The 20,408-nt window shown below is 53.1% G+C and carries 18 protein-coding genes, 1 tRNA gene and 2 riboswitches; of the genes, 18 read left to right on the forward strand and 1 reads right to left on the reverse strand.

Features of this window, described 5'->3' with window-relative positions; translation table 11 throughout:
- Nucleotides 1-84: 84 nt before the first annotated feature.
- From B2U90_RS08570 to B2U90_RS08625, 12 genes are all read left to right on the forward strand, one after another.
- Nucleotides 85-813: a WecB/TagA/CpsF family glycosyltransferase gene (locus B2U90_RS08570; protein ID WP_059076662.1), complete on the forward strand. Its 729-nt coding sequence runs from the start codon at nucleotides 85-87 to the stop codon at nucleotides 811-813.
- 16 nt (nucleotides 814-829) lie between these two features.
- Entirely contained in the window at nucleotides 830-1,468 is a 639-nt protein-coding gene (locus B2U90_RS08575) for a phosphatidylserine decarboxylase (RefSeq protein ID WP_059076663.1), read from the forward strand.
- A complete protein-coding gene (locus B2U90_RS08580; protein ID WP_059076664.1) occupies nucleotides 1,465-2,139 on the forward strand; it encodes a CDP-alcohol phosphatidyltransferase family protein in 675 nt (224 codons plus the stop codon). The genes B2U90_RS08575 and B2U90_RS08580 overlap by 4 nt, the downstream gene beginning before the upstream one ends.
- Before the next feature lie 21 nt (nucleotides 2,140-2,160).
- Nucleotides 2,161-3,411, forward strand: coding sequence for a glycosyltransferase family 2 protein (locus B2U90_RS08585; protein WP_059076665.1), 1,251 nt, complete (start codon nucleotides 2,161-2,163; stop codon nucleotides 3,409-3,411).
- An 8-nt stretch (nucleotides 3,412-3,419) separates the two neighbouring features.
- Nucleotides 3,420-4,175, forward strand: a complete 756-nt coding sequence (gene surE / locus B2U90_RS08590; protein ID WP_292017594.1) for a 5'/3'-nucleotidase SurE — start codon at nucleotides 3,420-3,422, stop codon at nucleotides 4,173-4,175.
- A gap of 117 nt (nucleotides 4,176-4,292) precedes the next feature.
- A riboswitch (glycine riboswitch) is annotated at nucleotides 4,293-4,360 on the forward strand.
- A gap of 11 nt (nucleotides 4,361-4,371) precedes the next feature.
- A riboswitch (glycine riboswitch) is annotated at nucleotides 4,372-4,460 on the forward strand.
- Nucleotides 4,461-4,589: 129 nt separating this feature from the next.
- A complete protein-coding gene (locus tag B2U90_RS08595) occupies nucleotides 4,590-5,975 on the forward strand; it encodes an alanine/glycine:cation symporter family protein (RefSeq protein WP_292017595.1) in 1,386 nt (461 codons plus the stop codon).
- Nucleotides 5,976-6,132: 157 nt separating this feature from the next.
- Nucleotides 6,133-6,216 (forward strand) — tRNA-Leu (locus B2U90_RS08600).
- A gap of 853 nt (nucleotides 6,217-7,069) precedes the next feature.
- Nucleotides 7,070-7,285 (forward strand): helix-turn-helix domain-containing protein, encoded by a 216-nt coding sequence (locus B2U90_RS08605; protein WP_059076801.1) that lies wholly within the window; start codon nucleotides 7,070-7,072, stop codon nucleotides 7,283-7,285.
- A 95-nt stretch (nucleotides 7,286-7,380) separates the two neighbouring features.
- Entirely contained in the window at nucleotides 7,381-7,884 is a 504-nt protein-coding gene (locus tag B2U90_RS08610) for a nitroreductase family protein (RefSeq protein ID WP_059076669.1), read from the forward strand.
- 66 nt (nucleotides 7,885-7,950) lie between these two features.
- Nucleotides 7,951-8,142, forward strand: coding sequence for a Sec-independent protein translocase subunit TatA/TatB (locus B2U90_RS08615; protein WP_059076670.1), 192 nt, complete (start codon nucleotides 7,951-7,953; stop codon nucleotides 8,140-8,142).
- Complete coding sequence (gene tatC, locus B2U90_RS08620; protein ID WP_059076671.1) at nucleotides 8,117-8,860, forward strand: twin-arginine translocase subunit TatC; 744 nt, start codon at nucleotides 8,117-8,119, stop codon at nucleotides 8,858-8,860. Before B2U90_RS08615 ends, tatC begins: the two co-directional genes overlap by 26 nt.
- 155 nt (nucleotides 8,861-9,015) lie before the next feature.
- Complete coding sequence (locus tag B2U90_RS08625) at nucleotides 9,016-12,453, forward strand: pyruvate carboxylase (protein ID WP_059076672.1); 3,438 nt, start codon at nucleotides 9,016-9,018, stop codon at nucleotides 12,451-12,453.
- Nucleotides 12,454-12,635: 182 nt separating this feature from the next.
- Here B2U90_RS08625 and B2U90_RS08630 read toward each other — a convergent pair whose 3' ends face one another.
- Nucleotides 12,636-13,835, reverse strand: a complete 1,200-nt coding sequence (locus B2U90_RS08630; RefSeq protein WP_075581962.1) for an MFS transporter — start codon at nucleotides 13,833-13,835, stop codon at nucleotides 12,636-12,638.
- 206 nt (nucleotides 13,836-14,041) lie between these two features.
- On the opposite strand from B2U90_RS08630, the gene B2U90_RS08635 reads away from it, so the two are divergent.
- Genes B2U90_RS08635 through B2U90_RS08660 form a run of 6 tightly spaced genes read left to right on the forward strand, consistent with a single transcriptional unit; the run spans nucleotide 14,042 to nucleotide 20,369 of the window.
- The gene (locus tag B2U90_RS08635) at nucleotides 14,042-14,974 is read left to right on the forward strand and encodes an ABC transporter permease (protein ID WP_059076674.1); all 933 of its coding nucleotides are present in this window, start codon (nucleotides 14,042-14,044) and stop codon (nucleotides 14,972-14,974) included.
- A 2-nt stretch (nucleotides 14,975-14,976) separates the two neighbouring features.
- Nucleotides 14,977-15,891: an ABC transporter permease gene (locus tag B2U90_RS08640; RefSeq protein WP_083501484.1), complete on the forward strand. Its 915-nt coding sequence runs from the start codon at nucleotides 14,977-14,979 to the stop codon at nucleotides 15,889-15,891.
- Nucleotides 15,888-16,883: an ABC transporter ATP-binding protein gene (locus B2U90_RS08645; RefSeq protein ID WP_292017597.1), complete on the forward strand. Its 996-nt coding sequence runs from the start codon at nucleotides 15,888-15,890 to the stop codon at nucleotides 16,881-16,883. The genes B2U90_RS08640 and B2U90_RS08645 overlap by 4 nt, the downstream gene beginning before the upstream one ends.
- A complete protein-coding gene (locus B2U90_RS08650) occupies nucleotides 16,870-17,838 on the forward strand; it encodes an ABC transporter ATP-binding protein (protein ID WP_113855410.1) in 969 nt (322 codons plus the stop codon). The genes B2U90_RS08645 and B2U90_RS08650 overlap by 14 nt, the downstream gene beginning before the upstream one ends.
- Nucleotides 17,838-19,412 (forward strand): peptide ABC transporter substrate-binding protein, encoded by a 1,575-nt coding sequence (locus B2U90_RS08655; protein WP_292017598.1) that lies wholly within the window; start codon nucleotides 17,838-17,840, stop codon nucleotides 19,410-19,412. Before B2U90_RS08650 ends, B2U90_RS08655 begins: the two co-directional genes overlap by 1 nt.
- A gap of 27 nt (nucleotides 19,413-19,439) precedes the next feature.
- The gene (locus B2U90_RS08660; RefSeq protein ID WP_292017599.1) at nucleotides 19,440-20,369 is read left to right on the forward strand and encodes a S66 peptidase family protein; all 930 of its coding nucleotides are present in this window, start codon (nucleotides 19,440-19,442) and stop codon (nucleotides 20,367-20,369) included.
- The last annotated feature ends 39 nt before the right edge of the window (nucleotides 20,370-20,408 follow it).

The raw sequence follows: 20,408 nt of genomic DNA on the forward strand, positions 1-20,408 counted from the left end.
TATAATAAAGGATAAAGTGCCAATGTGGCATAGTTCTGCTTTTCAAGGCAGAACAGACTATTATAGAATAAGGCGGAGATGGAGTTGTCTAGTAAAATCGATATATTATCCGTTCCCATTGCCAACATCAGTTTGGCGGAAACGAAAGACTTTGTGTTCCGTTGCATTGCCGAAGGCCGTGCAGCATCGATTGCGACGGCCAATGCGGAAATGGTGATGCGGGCCCAGAAAGACCGGGAACTGGCACAGGCCCTGCAGGAAGCCGACCTGGTGATTCCCGACGGCGCCGGCGTCCTCTGGGCGGCAGAGCAGAAAGGACAGAAATTCAAGGAACGGGTTACTGGCTGTGATGTGGCGGAACTGCTGCTCAAAGAAGCGGCAGCGCGCCAGACCCCGGTCTATTTGTTCGGAGCGGCGGCCGGCGTAGCAGACGAAGCGGCGGCCAATGTTGAAGCGCGCTATGGAAAACTGAATCTGGCCGGGACCCATTCGGGCTTTTTCAGCGCTGCCGAGGAAAAAGACATCATTGACGAAATCCGCAGCCATGGCACGCGGATCCTGCTGGTGGCTCTCGGCGTCCCCAAACAGGAAAAATGGATCCGCGACCACTTATATGATCTGGGCCCCTGTGTCTGCATGGGTGTCGGCGGTACTTTTGACGTGCTGGCCGGCCGCGTAGGCCGGGCCCCCGTATGGATGCAGCAGAACCGGTTGGAATGGCTGTACCGCCTGTGCAAAGAACCGAGCCGCTTCCGGCGTATGCTGGCGCTGCCCCGCTTTATGGCTGCCGTTAAATTCGGCGGCCGTATGTGAAAGGAGCCGTGGTGACGTGAAAAAACCGCTTATCATAGAAGATGGCTACGTATTCATTCTGGTACCGGCCCTGCTGGCTGTCCTGGCATGGCGTTTCCTCAATCCCTATGCGGCCGTACTGCCGGGTGTACTTGCCTTGTATTTTGCCTATTTTTTCCGTAATCCACCACGCCATATCCCCGATGATGAGCTGGCTCTCGTGTCGCCAGCCGACGGGACGGTTGTTTCGGTAGAAGAAACGTTTGAGGATTTGTATCTCAATCAGAAATGTCGGAAAATCACTATATTCCTGTCTATCTTCGATGCCCATATCAACCGCACGCCTCTTTCGGGAATCATCAAATTCCAGCAGTATACGTGCGGCCGCTTCCGCCCGGCCTATGAAAAGGGCGTAGGCTATGAAAACGAACGATATTCCCTGGGCATTGAAAACAAGCGCACCAATATCCTCGTGACGCTCATCGCCGGCGTACTGGCCCGGCGTGTCGTTTCCTGGGTGACGCTGGGAGATGAGCTGCAGCACGGCCAGCTGTACGGTATGATTAAGTTTGGTTCCTGCATCGAAGTATTTGTACAGGATAACGTCGATATATACGTCACGAAAGGCCAGAAGGTCCGTGGCGGAGAAACTATCATAGGGAGGATTCAAGAATGAAAAAAGTAATTCCCTGCCTGTTTACCTCAGGCAATCTGGGATTTGGCGTCCTGAGCATCATGCTTACGTCCCAGGGTTATCTGACATGGGGCGCTGTGTGCATCCTGCTGGCTATGGTATGTGATGCCCTCGACGGGCGGACGGCCCGGGCCCTGGGGGTGCAGGGCGAATTCGGTAAGGAACTGGATTCCCTGTCGGACTGCGTTTCCTTTGGCGCGGCAACGGGATTTCTGATTTATTCCTATTCACTTCATGAACTGGGCTGGATTGGCATGGTCCCGCCTGTCCTCTATGCCTGCTTTGGTGGCCTGCGCCTGGCCCGTTTCAATCTGAATACGACGGTCATCCACGGCTATTTCCAGGGTATGCCCATCCCGAACGGCGGATGTATCGTGGCGACCTATGTCCTGTCGGGCGTCCATCTGCCGGCCTGGATCATCGCCATCCTGACCCTGGCCCTCGGCTATCACCTGGTCAGCAAAGTCCATAATCCCGATTTCAAGGGCGCCAGCCCCGATGTGCTTCACAAATCGGCCCTGGCGATTGCCGTACTCTGCGGTGCCCTGGTCCTCTGGCTGGTAGACTGGCATCTGGTCCTCATCATGCCATTCTTCCTGTACATCATTTTTGGTCTGGTCAATACGGCCATGAATGCCGCTGCTTCTCACTGAGTTCGTTAGGGAGAGTCGTGTATGGAACATCTTTTGGATATCATCATGATACCCATACAAGTAATCATCGTATTTTATTCGCTGTACTATTTTATCCTGGCCTGCTTCGGTCTCATGAAGAAACGGGACCGGGTGATGATGCCACCCAAACATACCTTTGCGGCAGTCATCTGCGCCCATAATGAAGAACGGGTCGTAGGCAACCTCATCGACAATCTGAAGGAACTGAATTACCCCAAAGACATGTACGATGTCTATGTCGTAGCCGACAACTGCACGGACAAGACAGCCGATGTCTGCCGGGCCCACGGGGCCTTTGTCCGCGTGCGCACCAATAAGGAGCACGTCGGCAAGGGCTATGCCATGGACTGGATGTTCTCCCAGATGCTGGCCCAGGAAAAACAGTATGACGCCTTTGTCGTCTTTGATGCCGACAATCTGGTCCATCCGGAATTCCTCCGGGAAATGAACAACCATCTTTGCAAGGGCGAACAGGTCATCCAGGGCTATATGGATTCCAAAAATCCGACCGATACGTGGATTGCCGGTACCTTTTCCATTGCCTTCTGGCTCATCAACCACATGTGGCATCTGGCCAAGTATAATATCGGCCTTTCGACGGCTCTGGGCGGCACGGGCATGTGCATCGCCACGGACATCGTACGCAAGTATGGCTGGGGCTGTGACTGCCTGACGGAAGATATGGAATTTTCCATGAAGGTCCTCCTCGAAGGAGTGCGTACCTGCTGGGCCCACGACGCTATCATCTATGATGAAAAGGCACTGGGATTCATGCAGTCCTGCCGGCAGCGCAAACGCTGGGCCCAGGGGCAGTGTGACTGCGGCGAACGGTTTATTCCCAAGCTCTTTGCCAGAGGCATAAAGACGGGCAATATCCGCATGCTCGACGGCATCATCACCCTGTCGCAGCCGTTCTTCATGATGATGTCCACCATCTATGCGGGCATTGCCATGGTCAATTCCTATATTCCGCTGTATACCAATATCCTCAACCAGCTGATCCCCGTCCAGATATGGACTGTCCTCGGTATCGGACAATATCTCATACCAGTCATCGTGCTGCTGCAGATTAAAGTGCCGCCTAAATCGTGGCTGTACCTCATCGTCTATCCCCTCTTTATGTACAGCTGGATTCCCGTCAATTTCCTGGGATTCAAAGACCGTCATAAGATGGAATGGAGCCATACCCTGCATACGAGAGCCGTTTCCTATGATAACGCCGCTCTGTTGCGCAAGCAGAATAAAGAATAGGAGAATCTATGCATATATTACTTACCAATGATGACGGACTGCAGGCACAGGGTCTGCAGATCCTGAAAGAAGAAATGATGGACTATGCCCGGAAGGTCACCGTCGTGGCTCCGGCAGGGCAGCGCAGCGCCGCTTCCCATTCCATGACCATCAACCGCACGCTGTATTGCCATGAACATCCCGGTGCGACGGACCAGGTACGGGAAATATCCGTTTCCGGTACGCCTGTAGACTGTGTCAAAATGGCTATGGAATATTTCCTCCGCGATGACCGGCCGGACCTCATTATTTCCGGAATCAATGATGGCTATAATCTGGGCAGTGACGTTCTCTATTCGGGAACCGTATCGGCGGCTATGGAGGGACCGTATTATCAGGTACCGGCGATGGCTGTTTCCATGGGAACGATGACGGAAGACCGCTGCCGGGAAACTGCGCGCCTGGTAAAAGCCCTGGTGGAACAGGTCTTTGTCTGTGGTAAATTCCCGGGCATACTGAACGTCAACATACCGCGGGAAGGGGAGATATCCCTGAAGAACGCCTGCGTCGTTCCCCAGACAGTGCAGATTTACCACAACGTCATCGCCGAAAAACGGGACATTGATGGCAGCCTCTGCTACAAGATAGTCGGGGATCTCGATCTTACGACGGCGCCGGAAGACAGCGACGTTGCCTGCATCCGCAACGGCCATATCGCCCTGACCCCGCTAAAATGGCAGCAGACGGCAGACCGGGCAATGGAACTTGTACGGCAATATATTTGATAAAGTCATGTATACATGGTACAAAATGCAAGCCCTGTATGGACAAATTTCCATACAGGGCTTGCATTTTGTAAAAGAAGTGGTTATAATAACAAATACATCATACATATTGCGTGGATGAAGCATGCGGGAGAAGGCAGAGGCCTACCGAAGGAGTTAAACTCTCAGGTATCCGTATCCGGATGGGACCGTATGCAGACACGACTCTGGAGAGTCCCTCTTGGGCGCCGAAGGTGCACGGAAGTCATTTCCTTATCTCTCAGGCAAAAGGACAGAGGCTGTAAAAAGCGCAGATCGCGTATTTGTGCGTTTGTTTTGGCCTGTCTCCGGAGACATGATGGAGACAGGCTTTTTTTGTTATCATTTTTCTTTTTATTCGTTGCCATACCATGGGATAGAGAAAGGGAGAGAGTCATGAGTTTAGAAACATTGAATGCGATTGACAGTTTTATCTGGGGGCCGCCGTTACTGATTTTGCTGATCGGCACAGGCATCATGCTGACCTTCCGGCTCCGGTTATTACAGGTTTTCCGTCTGCCGCGGGCTTTGAAACTGATATTTACGGCGAAAAATCAGGGGGAAGGAGATATCGATAGTTTCAAAGCGCTTTGCACGGCTCTGGCTGCGACGGTCGGTACAGGCAACATCGTCGGCGTCGCAACGGCTGTACATGCCGGCGGGCCGGGGGCCATCTTCTGGATGTGGATGGCTGCCTTCGTCGGCATGGCGACAAAATACGCCGAAGGCTGTCTGGCTGTCCGCTACCGCACGGTTGATAAAAATGGGGAAATAGCCGGCGGGCCGATGTACTACATCGAAAACGGTCTGGGAAAGAAATATAAGCCGCTGGCTGTCCTGTTCGCCTTCTTTGGTGTTCTCGTCGCCTTCTTTGGCATTGGTACCTTTGCACAGGTCAATTCCATTGTAGAAATCACCCGTCTGACGGCGGACATCCCCGTCGAATACACGGCAGTCGTCCTCACCATCGTCGTAGCGGCTGTTACTATCGGCGGCCTGCAGTCCATCGCCCGGGCCGCTTCAAAAATCGTACCGGCTATGGCTGTCATTTATGTCATTTCTACAGTTGCCTTTCTGGCTATCTTTTATGAACAGATCCCGGCTGCTGTCTATGAAATCATTCACGATGCCTTTACTCCGACGGCTGCTGCCGGCGGCTTCCTCGGTGCTACCGTCCTCGTCGCCATGCGCAACGGCGTGGCCCGCGGCGTATTTTCCAATGAATCGGGCCTGGGCAGTGCTCCTATCGTAGCGGCTGCGGCCAAGACGAAATGGCCGGCCGAACAGGGACTCATTTCCATGACCGGTACCTTTATCGATACGATCATTATCTGTACGCTCACCGGGCTGGTCCTCGTCGTCAGCGGTGCCTGGACGGGTGATGTCAACGGGGCTGCTCTGACTAATGCGGCTTTCCTGCAGGCTTTCCCGGCCTATGGCAGTGTAATCCTCTGTGTCGGACTGACACTCTTTGCCTTCACGACTATCCTTGGCTGGAATTACTATGGGGAACGCTGCATGGAATATCTGGTTGGCGTCAAAGGAATCATGCCGTACCGCATCGTATTCATCATCCTCGTGGCCTGCGGTGCCTTCCTCAAACTGGATGTCATCTGGATTCTGGCAGATATCGTAAACGGCCTCATGGCTATTCCGAACCTCATCGCCCTCATCGGTCTTTCGGGCGTCGTCGTAGCCGAAACCAAGGCTTATTTTGCTCATGTCAAAGCAGAAGAAATGGCAGTGGCAGAAGGAGAAAAAGAAACGGTCAGCGGCGACTAACACAGGAATCTGTGGTATACAGACCAGGTTACTGGAAAAATACGTATGGACGGAGCTGTCCTCGTGGGCGGCTCCGTTTCTTCTGGTTGAAATATGCAGAATACCCCTTGACGTATGGATACAGTATGGTATAATTAATTTTGTTCCAGTATTTTATGCCGGAGTGGCGGAATGGCAGACGCACCTGACTCAAAATCAGGCGGGTAACACCGTGTGGGTTCAAGTCCCACCCCCGGCACCATAGAATAGGAAAGGCTGTCCCATTAAGCAGATACATGCTTGATGGGACAGCCTTTTTTTATGCTTATTATACATAAAAGATACAGAAAGAATTGTTCTATTTTTCTGGAAGTGTGATATGGGCGTCGGTTTTGACAAAATTAAAACGAAAAATTTGCACGAGAAAAGAATAAATAATTGTAGTATATAAATTAATATGCGATAAGAAGAGAGAGACGATTTTAACACTAGATTGTATATCTATAAATAACGCTTATTTTTATGCTTTTTGTTATAATTTGTTTTTATCGTCACTCATGATAAAAACATTTCGTTAAAGCGATAATTACGTGTGTTTTGCGATGTTTATATATTGAATAATATAAATATGAACGGGATAAAATATAAAATCACTTTGTATTTATATTTAAACATATTATAAACAGTTTATAATTTTGCAAGAACTCCTATTGATTTTTCTATGCAAATGAATGTATGATTACAAGTAGTATTAACGCGCATAATTGTAAAATAAGTTAATATTATTTGGGTCGTCATGTAAAGGAGATACATGGTTATGACAAAAAAACATTCATTGACTCTTTTGATTCCAGCCTTTTGTTCTTGTCTTACTCATCATTTCAGAAACCCAATCAGATAATCCGGCCCGGGAACAGGGGAGTGCTACAGGAAATGGTATGAAAGGAATAGTATTTCATTACAACAGGGTAATGATATCGTCATTTTTAGGGTAACAGGTCCGGACATCACGAGTACAGGCAGACCGGTTGCCGTACATAATGGACAGGACAGGCCCATGCATTAACAGGGGGACAGCGATGTTCGTCTGTATCTTTGACAGGCAGGTGAACGGTATGAAATATCAGCGTCGCATGAAAGAGTTACGGCAGGAGAATAACATGTCTCAGGCCGACTTAGGAAAAGTTTTGAAATGTACACAAGTTGCGTATGGGATGTATGAAAATGGCAAACGACGGCTTCCTATCTGCGGCCTCATTACATTGGCCCGGTTTTACGATGTATCAGCGGACTATATCCTGGGGCTGACGGATAGCAAGGAAAGAAAATGAAGGGGAGTCATCGCGGCGGGAACTTTTTTGTTTCGAAGAACTCTGCTTTTATGATATAATACAGGTGTGAGCCTATATTGGAGGGAGTGGAGTCGATGAATGAAATTTTTACGCGGCGCAGTGTGCGCAAATTTTTGCCCCAGCCGGTAGAAGAAGAAAAAATTGAAAAAATGCTGCGGGCCGGTATGGCAGCACCGTCTGCCGGCAATCAGCAGCCCTGGGAATTTTACGTAGTCCGCGATAAAAAAATATTGCAGGATTTATCCCATTGCAGTCTCTATGCCGGATGTGCTGCCAAGGCACCGGCCGCAATTGTCGTCTGCAGCCGCGATGACAACATGCGTTTCCGCGCCTTTGCCAACCTGGACCTCAGTGCCTGTGTAGAAAATATTCTGCTGGAAGCTGTCTGTCTGGGCCTGGGCGCTGTATGGCTCGGAGTTGCGCCATATGCGTCCCGGGAATTGAATGTGCGCCGGGCTATCGGCATCCCGAAAGGTCTTACGGCCTTTGCGGTCATTCCTGTTGGCTATGCTGCCGATACGGTGGAAGAACGGGCGAAAGAGGATCGTTTCGATCCTGACCGGATTCATTACGTATAAAAAAGACTCCTGCTCAGGCAGGAGCTTTTTTATATACATATCTGTAAAGAGAAAGGAAAAAGAAGCATGTTTAACGTAGGGTTTAGTGAAGCTCTGGTCATCTGTATCGTAGCCCTGGTCGTATTCGGCCCGAAAAAGCTGCCGGAAATCGGACGGGCCCTGGGACGGGGATTACGGGAATTCCGCAAGGCGGCGTCGGATGTGATGGAAGGGGCGGAGGAGGATACAAAAGATGGAACCCAGGGAAAAGACCGATGAGGCGGTACTGCCGCTTACGGGCCATCTGGCAGAATTCCGGCGTCGCCTTATATACTGCCTGGCAGCCCTGGCACTGGCAAGTGGCGCTTCCTATGCGTATATAGAAGATATCATTGCCTTTATTTCAGCTCCCGCAGGGAAATTATATTTCATGCAGCCGGCGGAAGTGTTTTTTTCATATCTGCAGGTGGCGGTTTGTACGGGATTCCTGGTTACCGTGCCCGTGTGGGCGTATCAGCTGTGGCGCTTCGTCCGGCCGGCTCTTACGGGAAAGGAACGACGGGGTGTCTTTCTGTTAGTACCGGCTGCGGTAATCCTTTTCTACAGTGGGCTGGCCTTTTCGTATGCCCTCGTATTGCCGCCGGCTATGCGCTTTTTTATGGATTTCGCCAGTTCTTCCCTGCAGCCCATGTTTTCCCTGTCGGCTTACCTCTCGTTCTTTATGTCTTTTACAGTGCCGTTCGGACTGGCTTTCGAACTGCCCCTGGTCCTGCTGGTCCTGTCCCGCCTCGGACTGGTCACGCCCCAGGGGCTGCGGCGGAAACGCAAAGCTTTCATCGTCCTTGATTTTATCTTTGCTGCGGTTATTTCGCCTACGGGAGACGCCTTTACCCAGATGATGATTGCCCTGCCGGTACTGATCCTATACGAAGGCAGTATCCTGGTCATGAAATGGCTGGACAAGGGGCGTCTGGGGAGCCGTAACTACGTGCCATAAAAGCTGCTGTCTTGTATACAGTATTTATATTGTTTAGCACCGGCCTTTCTCTTGTAAAGTTGCGGGCATTTGTTATAATTAAAGTTGCAGTGAATTGCCTATGGGGAGATAAAAAAGGCAGACGCTGCCATCCAATATAACAGGAGGGACTATTCATGAAAAAAATTCGTTCGGTTTTAGTGGCCAACCGTGGTGAAATCGCTATCCGCGTATTCCGGGCCTGCAACGAGCTGGGAATCCGTACCGTGGCGATTTACTCCAAGGAAGATTCGCTTTCCCTGCACCGTTTCCGTGCAGATGAATCCTATCTGGTAGGCCAGGGGAAGAAACCGGTTGATGCATATTTAGATATTGAAGATATAATCCGCATTGCCCATGAACACGATGTCGATGCTATCCATCCGGGCTACGGCTTCTTGTCGGAAAATGCCGATCTGGCCAAACGCTGCCAGGAAGAAGGCATCATCTTCATCGGGCCGAAAGTCGAACACCTCATCATGTTCGGCGATAAGATCAACGCCCGTATCCAGGCTAAAAAAGCCGGTATCCAGTACATCCCCGGCAGTGACGGCCCGGTCATGAATTATGCGGAAGTAGAAAAATTTGCCAAAGACGTAGGCTTCCCGATCATGCTGAAAGCCGTCAATGGCGGCGGTGGCCGCGGCATGCGCATGGTAGACCGCATGGCCGATCTGCGCGATGCCTATGATCGTGCCAAATCCGAAGCCAAACTCGCCTTTGGCAGTGATGAAATTTATCTGGAAAAGTGTATTGTCAACCCAAAACACGTGGAAGTACAGATTATGGGTGACGAACACGGCAATGTCGTCCATCTCTACGAACGGGACTGCTCCATCCAGCGCCGTCACCAGAAAGTCGTTGAAATCGCGCCGGCCTTTGCTCTGCCGCAGCAGCTGCGTCAGGATATCTGCAATGCCGCTCTCAAACTTATGCGCAATGTCCATTATGTCAACGCCGGGACGGTAGAATTTCTGGTAACGCCTGATGGCAAGTTCTACTTCATCGAAGTCAATCCCCGTGTCCAGGTTGAACATACGGTCACGGAAATGATTACGGGTATCGATATTGTCCAGACGCAGATCAAAGTGGCCGAAGGCTATGCCCTCGACAGCGATGAAATCGGCATCAAGTCCCAGGACGACATCGAATGCCGCGGCAATGCCATCCAGTGCCGTATCACTACCGAAGATCCGACCAACAATTTCATGCCTGATTCGGGAAAAATCATCGTATACCGCAGCGGTGGCGGTTTCGGCGTCCGCCTCGACAGCGGCAATGCCTTTGCCGGTGCCATCATCACGCCGTACTATGACTCGCTGCTGGTCAAGGCGACGACCTATGGCCTGAACCACGCCCAGGCTGTACAGAAGATGCTCCGCGTCCTTGGTGAATTCCGTATCCGCGGCGTCAAGACCAATATCGGTTTCCTCATCAACGTCTTGAAACAGCCGTCCTTTGTCAAAGGCGATTACAATGTCAACTTTATTGACGAACATCCGGAACTGTTCAATCTGCCTGTCGTTCATGACCGTGGCACGAAGCTGTTGAAATACATCGGCGATACGACGATTAATGGTTACACCAATGCAGGGCCGCAGGAAAAACCGGAATTTGAACGGCTTGAACTGCCGCAGCCGGCAGAAGGCCCGTATCCCGACGGGACGAAACAGATTTTTGATTCCATGGGACCGGAAAAATTCTCCCAGTGGATCCTCGACCAGAAAAAAGTCCTCATTACCGATACGACCATGCGTGATGCCCACCAGTCCCTGATGGCGACGCGGGTACGCTCTATCGATATGCTCCGCGTACTGGAAACGGCTTCTAAAAAGCTGCCGGGATTCTTCTCCTATGAATGCTGGGGCGGCGCTACCTTCGACGTGGCCTACCGCTTCCTTTATGAAGATCCCTGGGACCGCCTGCGCCAGATGCGCAAAAAGGCGCCGAATATCCTGCTGCAGATGCTCATCCGCGGTGCCAATGCTGTAGGTTATACGAGCTATCCTGACAATGTAGTCAAGAATTTCGTACAGCTGTCTGCCAAGAACGGCATCGACGTATTCCGTATTTTCGACAGCCTGAACAGTCTGGATAATATGTATGAAACGGTACAGGCCGTCCGGGAAACGGGCAAGATTGCCGAAGTCGCCCTCTGCTACACCGGCGATATCCTCGATCCGTCCCGCCCGAAATACAATCTTGATTACTATGTCCGCATGGCAAAAGAACTGCAGAATGCCGGCGCCAACATCATCGCCATTAAGGATATGGCAGGGCTGCTGAAACCGGAAGCGGCATACCAGCTCGTTTCGGCTCTCAAAGATGCCGTCGATCTGCCTATCCATCTCCATACCCACGATGGCTCGGGCAATGCCGTGACGACCCTCTGCCGGGCTGCCGACGCCGGTGTCGATATCGTCGATGCGGCCTATTCGGCCTTTGCCGGTGGTACGAGCCAGCCGAGCATGAATACCTTCTACTATGCCATGAGCGGCAAGGACCGCCAGCCGGACCTCAATATTGACGCCATGGAAGAAATGTCCCGTTACTGGGCAACCGTACGGCCATATTACAAAGGAGTCGATAAGGCCGAACCGTATCCCAATACGGAAACGTATTATTGTGAAATGCCTGGCGGCCAGTTCTCCAACCTCCGCCAGCAGGCGAAAGCCGTCGGACTGGGCGACCGCTGGAACGATATCAAGAAGATGTACCACGATGTCAACCTCATGTTTGGCGATATCGTCAAAGTTACACCGTCTTCCAAGGTCGTCGGGGATATGACGCTGTACATGGTACAGAACGATCTGACGGAAAAAGATATTTATGAAAGGGGCGATACCCTTGATTTCCCCCAGTCCGTCGTAGAATTCTTCGAAGGCCGTCTGGGCTTCCCGTATCAGGGCTTCCCGGAAAAACTCCAGAAGATTATCCTGAAGGGAAAGAAACCTCTGACACAGCGTCCTGGCAAATTGCTTGAACCGGCTGATTTTGAAGCTATCCGTAAGAAACTGGAAGACGCCGGCTACAGCCATAGCGACGAAGACATTAACGCCTACTGCCAGTATCCGAAGGTATTTACGGACTACAATGACCGCAACAAGAAATATGGCGATGTCAGCGTCCTCGACACTCCGACCTTCTTCTTCGGTATGAAGCAGAATGAAGAAATCACGGTCGAACTGGAAGAAGGCGTAGACCTGGTCATCAAACTGATCAATATCAGCGATCCCGATGACAGCGGCATGCGCACTATCACGTTCATGTTCAACGGGGCAGAACGTGAAATCCAGGTGCAGGACAAAAACGTGGACCAGACCAGCGTCACCAGCAAGAAAGCCGATCCGGACAAGATCGGTGACATCGGCGCTACCCTTTCCGGCTCCGTCGTCAACGTCCTCGTCACCAAGGGCCAGAAAGTCAAGAAGGGCGATCCTCTGGTCGTAACGGAAGCCATGAAGATGGAAACGACCATTACGTCACCCATCGATGGCGTCGTCGGTGAAATCTATGCCGTCAAAGGCAAACCAATCATCAGTGGCGACTGCCTCCTGGAAGTACTGGAAGGCTGATCCTGATAGAAGTATATATGAATCCGTGGCATGAATTAGCTGTCATGCCGCGGATTTTTTTTATTCAGCCGTGCCTCCCGCTTATGGCAAAATGACTGTGCAACATCTACAAACTACAAACAGAAAAGAGGTTGTCTTTGTGGGACAACCTCTTTTGTGTATATAGGACCAGAATCTGTCTTTTAATGGCTGTATTGGGTGCGTTTGCGGCGCACAGTCCAGCTGATGGCCAATAAGATGAGACCGGCGGCGAAGAAGACATACTTCATGCCGATGAAGGTGGCGATGGCACCGCCCAGGATAGGACCGGTCATGGCGCCAATCTGCTGGGCCGAGAATAACAGGCCGAAGACGTGGCCTTTGGTGCGGGCGTCGGTGTGTTCGGCCAGGATGGCATTGATGGAGGGGAAAATGCCGGAGAAGAACAGGCCTACGGCGAACTGACTGGCAGCAAATCCATAGAGCGTCGTCGGCAGGGCCTGGAGGAAAAAGAAAATGCCAGCCAGGACCAGGGCATAGCGCATGGATTTGAAGAATCCGTGGTGCTGTCCGAAGCGTCCCCAGAGGGGGGCCGTGATGGCGCTGGCAAATCCGCCGAGAGAAAAGACGAGGCCTGAAACAAAGACGAGATTATCCATATTCTGGGCCATATGAGAGATATACGTAGTCAGGATAGGCTGGACAATGAGGATGACGACCTGCACCAGGGCAGAGCAGATCAGCATGTGAAAGATGATAGGGACTTTCCACAGGCTCTTTGGTTCGGCCGTGGCCTCTCCTTCGTCAGGCTCTGCCGGCTTGGCCGGTACACGGCTGAGGTCTGGTTCTTTGATGAAAAAGACGAGGACGAGGAAATTCAGGAAGAGAGCGCCTGAGGCGAGGAAAAAGGACATGCGCATACCGAACAGTTCTGCCAGGATGCCGCCGAATAACGGGCCGATGATGCCACCTGCCGTCAGGGCTCCCTGCATGATGCCCAGACAGATGCCCAGTTTCTGGGGCGGCGCATAAATGGTCATGATTGCCAGTTCCATAGGCCACAGGCCGGCGGCAAATCCCTGGAACATGCGCATAAATGTCAGCTGCAGTGGCGTGGTGACGATGCCGCCGAGGAAGTAACTGACAGACAGGAGCAGGCTGGCGCGGATAGCCATGAGACGCTTTCCCTTGCGGTCGGCCATTTTTCCCCAGATAGGAGCCATGATGGCACTGACAAGGAAGGTAGATGAAAAAACAATCCCCGACCAGATATTGACCGAAGTGGCGGAGACGCCCAGCTCACGGGTCAGGTACATGGGGAGAAAGGGGATGAGCATCGTATAGCTCGACGACATAAAAACGACATTGCACGTCAGGATAGCGAGACAGACTTTCCAGTTCACGTAATCGGCTCCTTTCAGGCAGCGGTAATAGAAGGAACAGCCGGAGCCGCGACGCTGAGTAGAAGCGTCGCGGCTCCGGCGGATATTTTTTGTATTATACTATTATAATACGGCAGTTTGACAATTTCAACATTATCCGTTGAAAATTCATACCTATACTTCTATAATAAAAGCAGTGTCATTATAAAAGAAAAGAGGATAGGACCATGTTTTTGTATATTATCAAGCGGATAGGCGGTGCCATCGTCGTCCTGTGGGCAGTCATTACGATTACCTTCGGGCTCATGCATGCCATTCCCGGTGGCCCGTTTACAGAAGAAAAAAAGCTGCCTCCGGCCGTACTGGCCAACATAGAGGAACGGTATCATCTCAATGATCCCCTGCTGACGCAGTATGGCGATTACCTGAAACACGCTGCCGTACTCGACCTGGGGCCGTCTTTCAAATATCCCGGTCAGACGGTCAATGAAATCATAGCGGAAAGTATGCCCGTGTCGGCCCAGCTGGGGCTGATCAGCCTGTTGCTGGCGCTGGGGACGGGCGTAACAGCCGGTCTTCTGGCGGCGTGGCGCAAGAATACGTGGATGGATTACGCCCTGATGCTCGGCGCGACCTTGGGCGTTTCTGTGCCGAGTTTTATCCTGGCAGCCGTCCTCATACAGCTCTTCGCCTTTACCTGGCCGGTCCTGCCGGCAGCAATGTGGAAGGGGCCGGCCTACGTTATCCTGCCGGCGCTGGCTCTGGCAGCCCATCCTACGGCCTTTATCATGCGCCTGACCCGGTCCAGCGTCCTCGATGCACTGTCCCAGGATTATATCAAGACGGCCCGGTCCCGCGGTATCAGTACGCGGCGGCTCCTCTGCCATCACGCCCTTCGCAACGCACTGCTCCCTGTAGTCAGTTATATTGGCCCTCTGGCGGCGGCACTGCTGACGGGAAGCTTTATCGTCGAATCGATTTTTGCCATTCCCGGATTGGGGCGCCATTTCGTGACCAGCATCTATAACCGCGATTACACGGTCATACTGGGCATTACTATATTTTACAGTTTTCTCATCATTTTTATGAATCTTATCATTGATCTCATATATCCGCTGCTGGATCCCCGGATCCGGCTGCAGAACCACAAGGAGGGATGACCATGACGCCAGACGATTTTGCGCCGCTTCAGGAGGCAGATAAAGAAACGCTGTACGTGCCGCCCCAGAAGCTGCGGGAGCGGGGATGGCAGCAGATGAAACACAATAAACTGGCCCTGTGGGGATTGGGCATCGTCATTATCATGACAGTCATGGCTCTGTTCGGCCCTCTCCTGGCACCGTATTCGTACGCCGATCAGGACCTGACCATGGCCAACGCCTGGCCCGGGCCGGATCACTGGTTCGGCACCGATTCCCTGGGCCGTGATTTGTTTGTCCGCGTCCTCTACGGGGCTCGCATTTCCCTTTCCATCGGCCTTGTGGCCAGTCTGATCAATGTCTGCATAGGCGTATTGTACGGCGGTTTTGCTGCTCTCTCCGGCGGCAGGACGGACCGGATCATGATGCACATCGTCGATGTCCTTTATTCCATTCCCATGCTTCTGTACGTCATTCTCCTCATGGTCGTATTCAAACCGGGCCTGATCAATATTTATCTGGCTCTGGGCATTGCCTACTGGCTCAATATGGCCCGTATCGTCCGAGGTCAGATCCTGAGCCTCAAACAGCAGGATTACGTCATGGCCGCCCGGTCCTGCGGGTCATCCACCTGGCAAATCCTGCGCCGCCATATGATCCCCAACTGTGTAGGGCCTATCATCGTGACGTTGACCTTGTCTATTCCCGATGCAATTTTCACTGAAGCCTTTCTGAGTTTCATCGGCCTCGGCGTCTCGGCTCCCATGGCCAGCTGGGGTGTCCTGGCTTCGGAAGGCATCAATAGTATGCGTTCTTTTCCTTTCCAGCTCCTGTTTCCGGCTCTGGCCCTGTGCCTGACCATGCTGGGTTTTATGTTTCTCGGTGACGGCCTGCGCGATGCCCTGGATCCACAGAATGATAAGGAGGGCGGACGATGAATCACCATCTTCTTTCCATAGACAATCTATCCATCTCTTTCCGTACTTACCGGGGTGTACTGGAAGCGACCCACCAGGTTTCGCTCGTCGTCGATGCCGGTGAAACCGTCGGTATCGTCGGGGAATCGGGATGCGGGAAATCCGTTACGGCCCATGCGGTCATGAAACTGCTCCCTGGCGACAGCGCGATATACTCATCGGGCCATATCTTCTGGGACGGCAGAGATATCCGTTCATTGGACGAAAGTGCCATGAACCGTCTCCGCGGCCGCGACATGGCCATGATATTCCAGGACCCCATGACGGCCCTCAACCCGGTCCTGACCATTGGCGATCAGATAGAAGAAGGCCTGCGCCAGCATCATATGAGCCGGCAGGAAGCAAGGCAAAAGGCCCTGTCCCTATTGCGCGAAGTGGGCATCACGTCGCCAGAGCGGCGGCTGTACCAATATCCGCATGAACTGTCGGGAGGGATGCGGCAGCGCTGTCTCATTGCCATGGCATTATCCTGTGAACCCCGCCTGTTGTTTGCCGATGAACCGACGACGGCTCTCGATGTGACGACGGAAGCCCAGGTCCTCCAGCTCCTGAAAAAACTGCAAGGGGAACATCAGATGGCCGTCGTCCTCATTTCCCACAATCTCGGTGTCATCGCCCAGATGTGCCGGCGTGTCTATGTCATGTATGCCGGCGTCGTCGTAGAAACGGGCCGGGTAGAAGATATTTTTGATCATCCCGCCCATCCGTATACGAAAGGGCTGCTGGCGTCGCTGCCAGATCCGGCCCATAAAGATAAAGTCCTCACAGGCATTGCCGGACAGGCTCCGGATTTATTCCACATGCCGTCGGGGTGCCGGTTCTATCCGCGCTGTCCCCGGGCAATGCGCATCTGTGCCCATATGGCGCCGCCGGTCTATGAACGGGAAATAGGACACACGGTTGCCTGCTGGTTGTTCTGTCCGGAACGGGAGGTGTGTCATGGCTCTCATTGATGTCCATCATCTGACAAAAAACTTCATCGTCCGCACGGACTGGCTTGGCCGTCCCCGGAATGTACTGACGGCCGTTCACGACGTGTCGCTGGCGATTCATTCCGGCGAAACGGTCGGGCTGGTCGGAGAATCGGGATGCGGGAAATCGACCTTTGCCCGCACTGTCCTCGGCCTGTATGAGAAAACGGTGGGAACGGTCCTGTTCAAAGGGCAGGATGTGCAGCAGCCCGATGCGGCAACGGCATTTCACCGCCAGGTACAGATGATATTCCAGGATCCGTACGCTTCGCTGGACCCGCGTATGACCGTCGAAGATATCATTGCCGAACCGCTGCGCAACTATGGTATCTGTTCGTCCCGGATCCAGCTGCAGCAACGCGTGGCACAGCTGCTCGACGAAGTAGACCTTTCCCGGGAAGCGGCCCAGCGCTATCCCCACGAATTTTCCGGGGGACAGCGGCAGCGCGTCGGCATTGCCCGGGCCCTGGCGCTGGAACCAGACTGCATTTTCTGTGATGAACCGATTTCAGCCCTCGACGTCTCGGTCCAGGTCCAGATTGTCAATATGCTGCAGCGGCTGCAGAAAGAACGCAACCTGGCTTACCTGTTCATTGCCCACGACCTGGCCATGGTCCATCACCTCAGCCGGCGCATCGGCGTCATGTATCTGGGGCGCCTCGTCGAGCTGGGAGACGGTGATGCCGTGTATCATACGCCGCTGCACCCCTATACACAGGCCCTGATTTCGGCCGTTCCCGTGCCGGATCCGCACTATCGCCGGCAGGTCTGTATATCCGGTGAAGTCCCCAGCCCGCTGGCACCGCCGCCGGGATGTGTGTTCCATCCCCGGTGCCCGCTGGCCGATGAACGCTGTAAGATGGAAGCCCCAGTCCTGCAGGAAATCATGCCGGGACGAATGGTGGCCTGCCATCATGCCGGGAAGGAGGTCCGGTGATGAAGAAATTATGGATACTCCTGCTGTGTCTGCTGATGCTGATTCTGGCGGGATGCGGCACCGATACAAATGACAAGGTCAGTTATGCCCTGGAAGCCGAGCCGGCCAGCCTTGACCCGGCTATGACGACGGGGCTGGCCGAAGCCAACGTGCAGGCCGAGCTTTTCGAAGGCCTGACCCGGCTGGACAAGGACAATCAGCCCCAGCCAGCACTGGCAGACCGCTGGGACCTGTCAGCAGATGGAAAAACCTATACCTTTCACTTGCGGCCGGGAATCACCTGGAGCGATGGCACTCCCATCACGGCTCATGATTTCGTCTATTCCTGGATGAGGGTCCTCGATCCGTCCGTAGCGTCTCCCAATGCCTACATGATGTTCATCATCGACGGTGCGGAAGCGTACAATAAGAAAAAAGGAATGGCAGAGGATGTAGGTATAAAGGCATTGGATGACCAGACACTGCAGATACGGCTGAAGAATCCGACAGCGTATTTTCTCAATCTGACGGCGTTTCACTGTTATTATCCCGTCCCTGAAACCTGCGTCCGGGGCAATCCCGATACGTGGGCGGCCAATGCCAGCGGATTTGTCGGCTGCGGTCCCTTTACCCTGGAAACGTGGGTCCATTCCAGTGAAATCGTGGTGAAGAAGAATCCGGCCTACTGGGACGTGGATCATGTGCGGTCTGATTATCTCGATTTTCCCATCAGTGAATCCCAGTCTACGCGGCTGACCCTCGTCGAAAGCGGGCAGGCCAATATGATGGTAGAACCGCCGCCGGCAGAACAGCAGCGGCTGGAATCAATGGGACTCTATCAGGTAGCTCCCTATTTGGGGACTTATTATTATGTCTTTAATACACAAAAAGCCCCCTTTGATGATGTCCGCGTCCGTAAAGCCTTCGCTCTGGCGATGGAACGGGAAGGCCTGGTGAAGCATATCGTGCGGGGACGCAAAGAAGCGGCTTACGCCTGGGTACCGCCGGGAATGAAAAATCCGGCTACCGGTCAGGACTTCCGCAAAGAAGGCGGGAATCTTCAGGAAGAAAATGTGGAAAAAGCGAAAGAACTCCTGAAAGAAGCCGGCTATGATGAAGCTCATCAGCCCGACGTGACGATTCTGTTTAATACGAATGAAATGCACAAGGCCGTTGCCGAAGCCGTGCAAGCCATGTGGCAGGAAAATCTGGGTGTCCATGCGGAACTTACCAATCAGGAAGCCAAAGTATACCTGGCCTCGCGGACACAGGGAAACTATCAGGTGGCCCGGGCATCGTGGGTAGCCGATTATGCCGATCCCATGACCTTCCTCGACGTATTTGCCGACGAAGAAAATGACGCCCAGTACCATAATGAGGCCTATGCAGATTTAGTCGGCAAAGCGAAAGAAGAAAAAGACCTGGGCCGGCGTATGGAGTACATGCATCAGGCAGAGCAGATACTCTTCGACGATTGTGTGCTTATACCGATTTATTATACGACCCAGCCTTTTGTCGTACAGCCTTATGTCAAAGGCTATCACTGGAGTCCCCTGGGACTGATTGATTTAAAGGAAGCCTATATTGAAAAATAGAGAAAACGTGAGAAAGGATTGGTCTTCTTGCAGCAGTATACATTAGGCCGGGCCCTGCAGCCCGGTGACACTCTGGGAATCGTCGCTCCGTCGGCGCCGCTCGATGAAAAGCGCTTTCAGGCGGGACTGGCCTATCTTCATTCCCTGGGACTTAAGACGAAGTGCGGCCAGTCGGTGCAGGAGCGCTGGGGATATCTGGCCGGGAGCGATGACGTGCGGGCTCGGGATATCAACGGATTTTTTGCCGATTCCTCTATAGACGGGATCCTCTGCATGCGCGGCGGCTATGGGGCAGCCCGGCTGCTGCCGCTCCTGGATTATGATGCCATTGCCCGCCATCCCAAACTGTTCATCGGATTCAGTGATATCACGGCCCTCCACACGGCTCTCCTCCAGCGGTCCGGCCTGGCTACCATCCACGGAGCGATGCTCACGGGTCTCGGTGGAAAAGCCACGCGCTATACGTATGAACAGTTTGCGGCAGGACTTGCCAATCCGGCCATGACCGGCCCGGTCCGGCTGCCCCGGGGACATCACCTGGAAACCCTCGTCGAAGGCGATGCAGAAGGCAATCTTGCCGGTGGCAATATGATGCTCATTTCGTCGCTCATAGGGACACCTTATGAACTGGATGGGCAGGGACAGATTCTGTTTCTGGAAGAAATCGGGGAAGAAGCCTATGCTATCGACCGCATGCTCTGCCAGTTTGAACAGTCCGGACTCATCGACCGCATAGCAGGACTTGCCTTTGGCGAATTTACCCGCTGCCATCCCGTAAAGCCGGCAGCAGGCGAATGGACCGTGCGGGAAGTCATCGAACAGTACGTCCGGCGCTGGGGGAAACCGGCCATCTGGGGCCTGCCCTACGGCCACGACCGCCATAACGGCTGGCTGCCCCTGGGACGGCCGGCCCATCTCATAGCTGGAAAAGAAAAAGCACGGCTGGTGCTGGGATGAAACGAATCGGGAAGGACATTTCCAAAGAAAGAAGGACAG

Source organism: Megasphaera sp. UBA4233 (assembly GCF_002395615.1).
Lineage (GTDB): Bacteria > Bacillota > Negativicutes > Veillonellales > Megasphaeraceae > Megasphaera > Megasphaera hexanoica.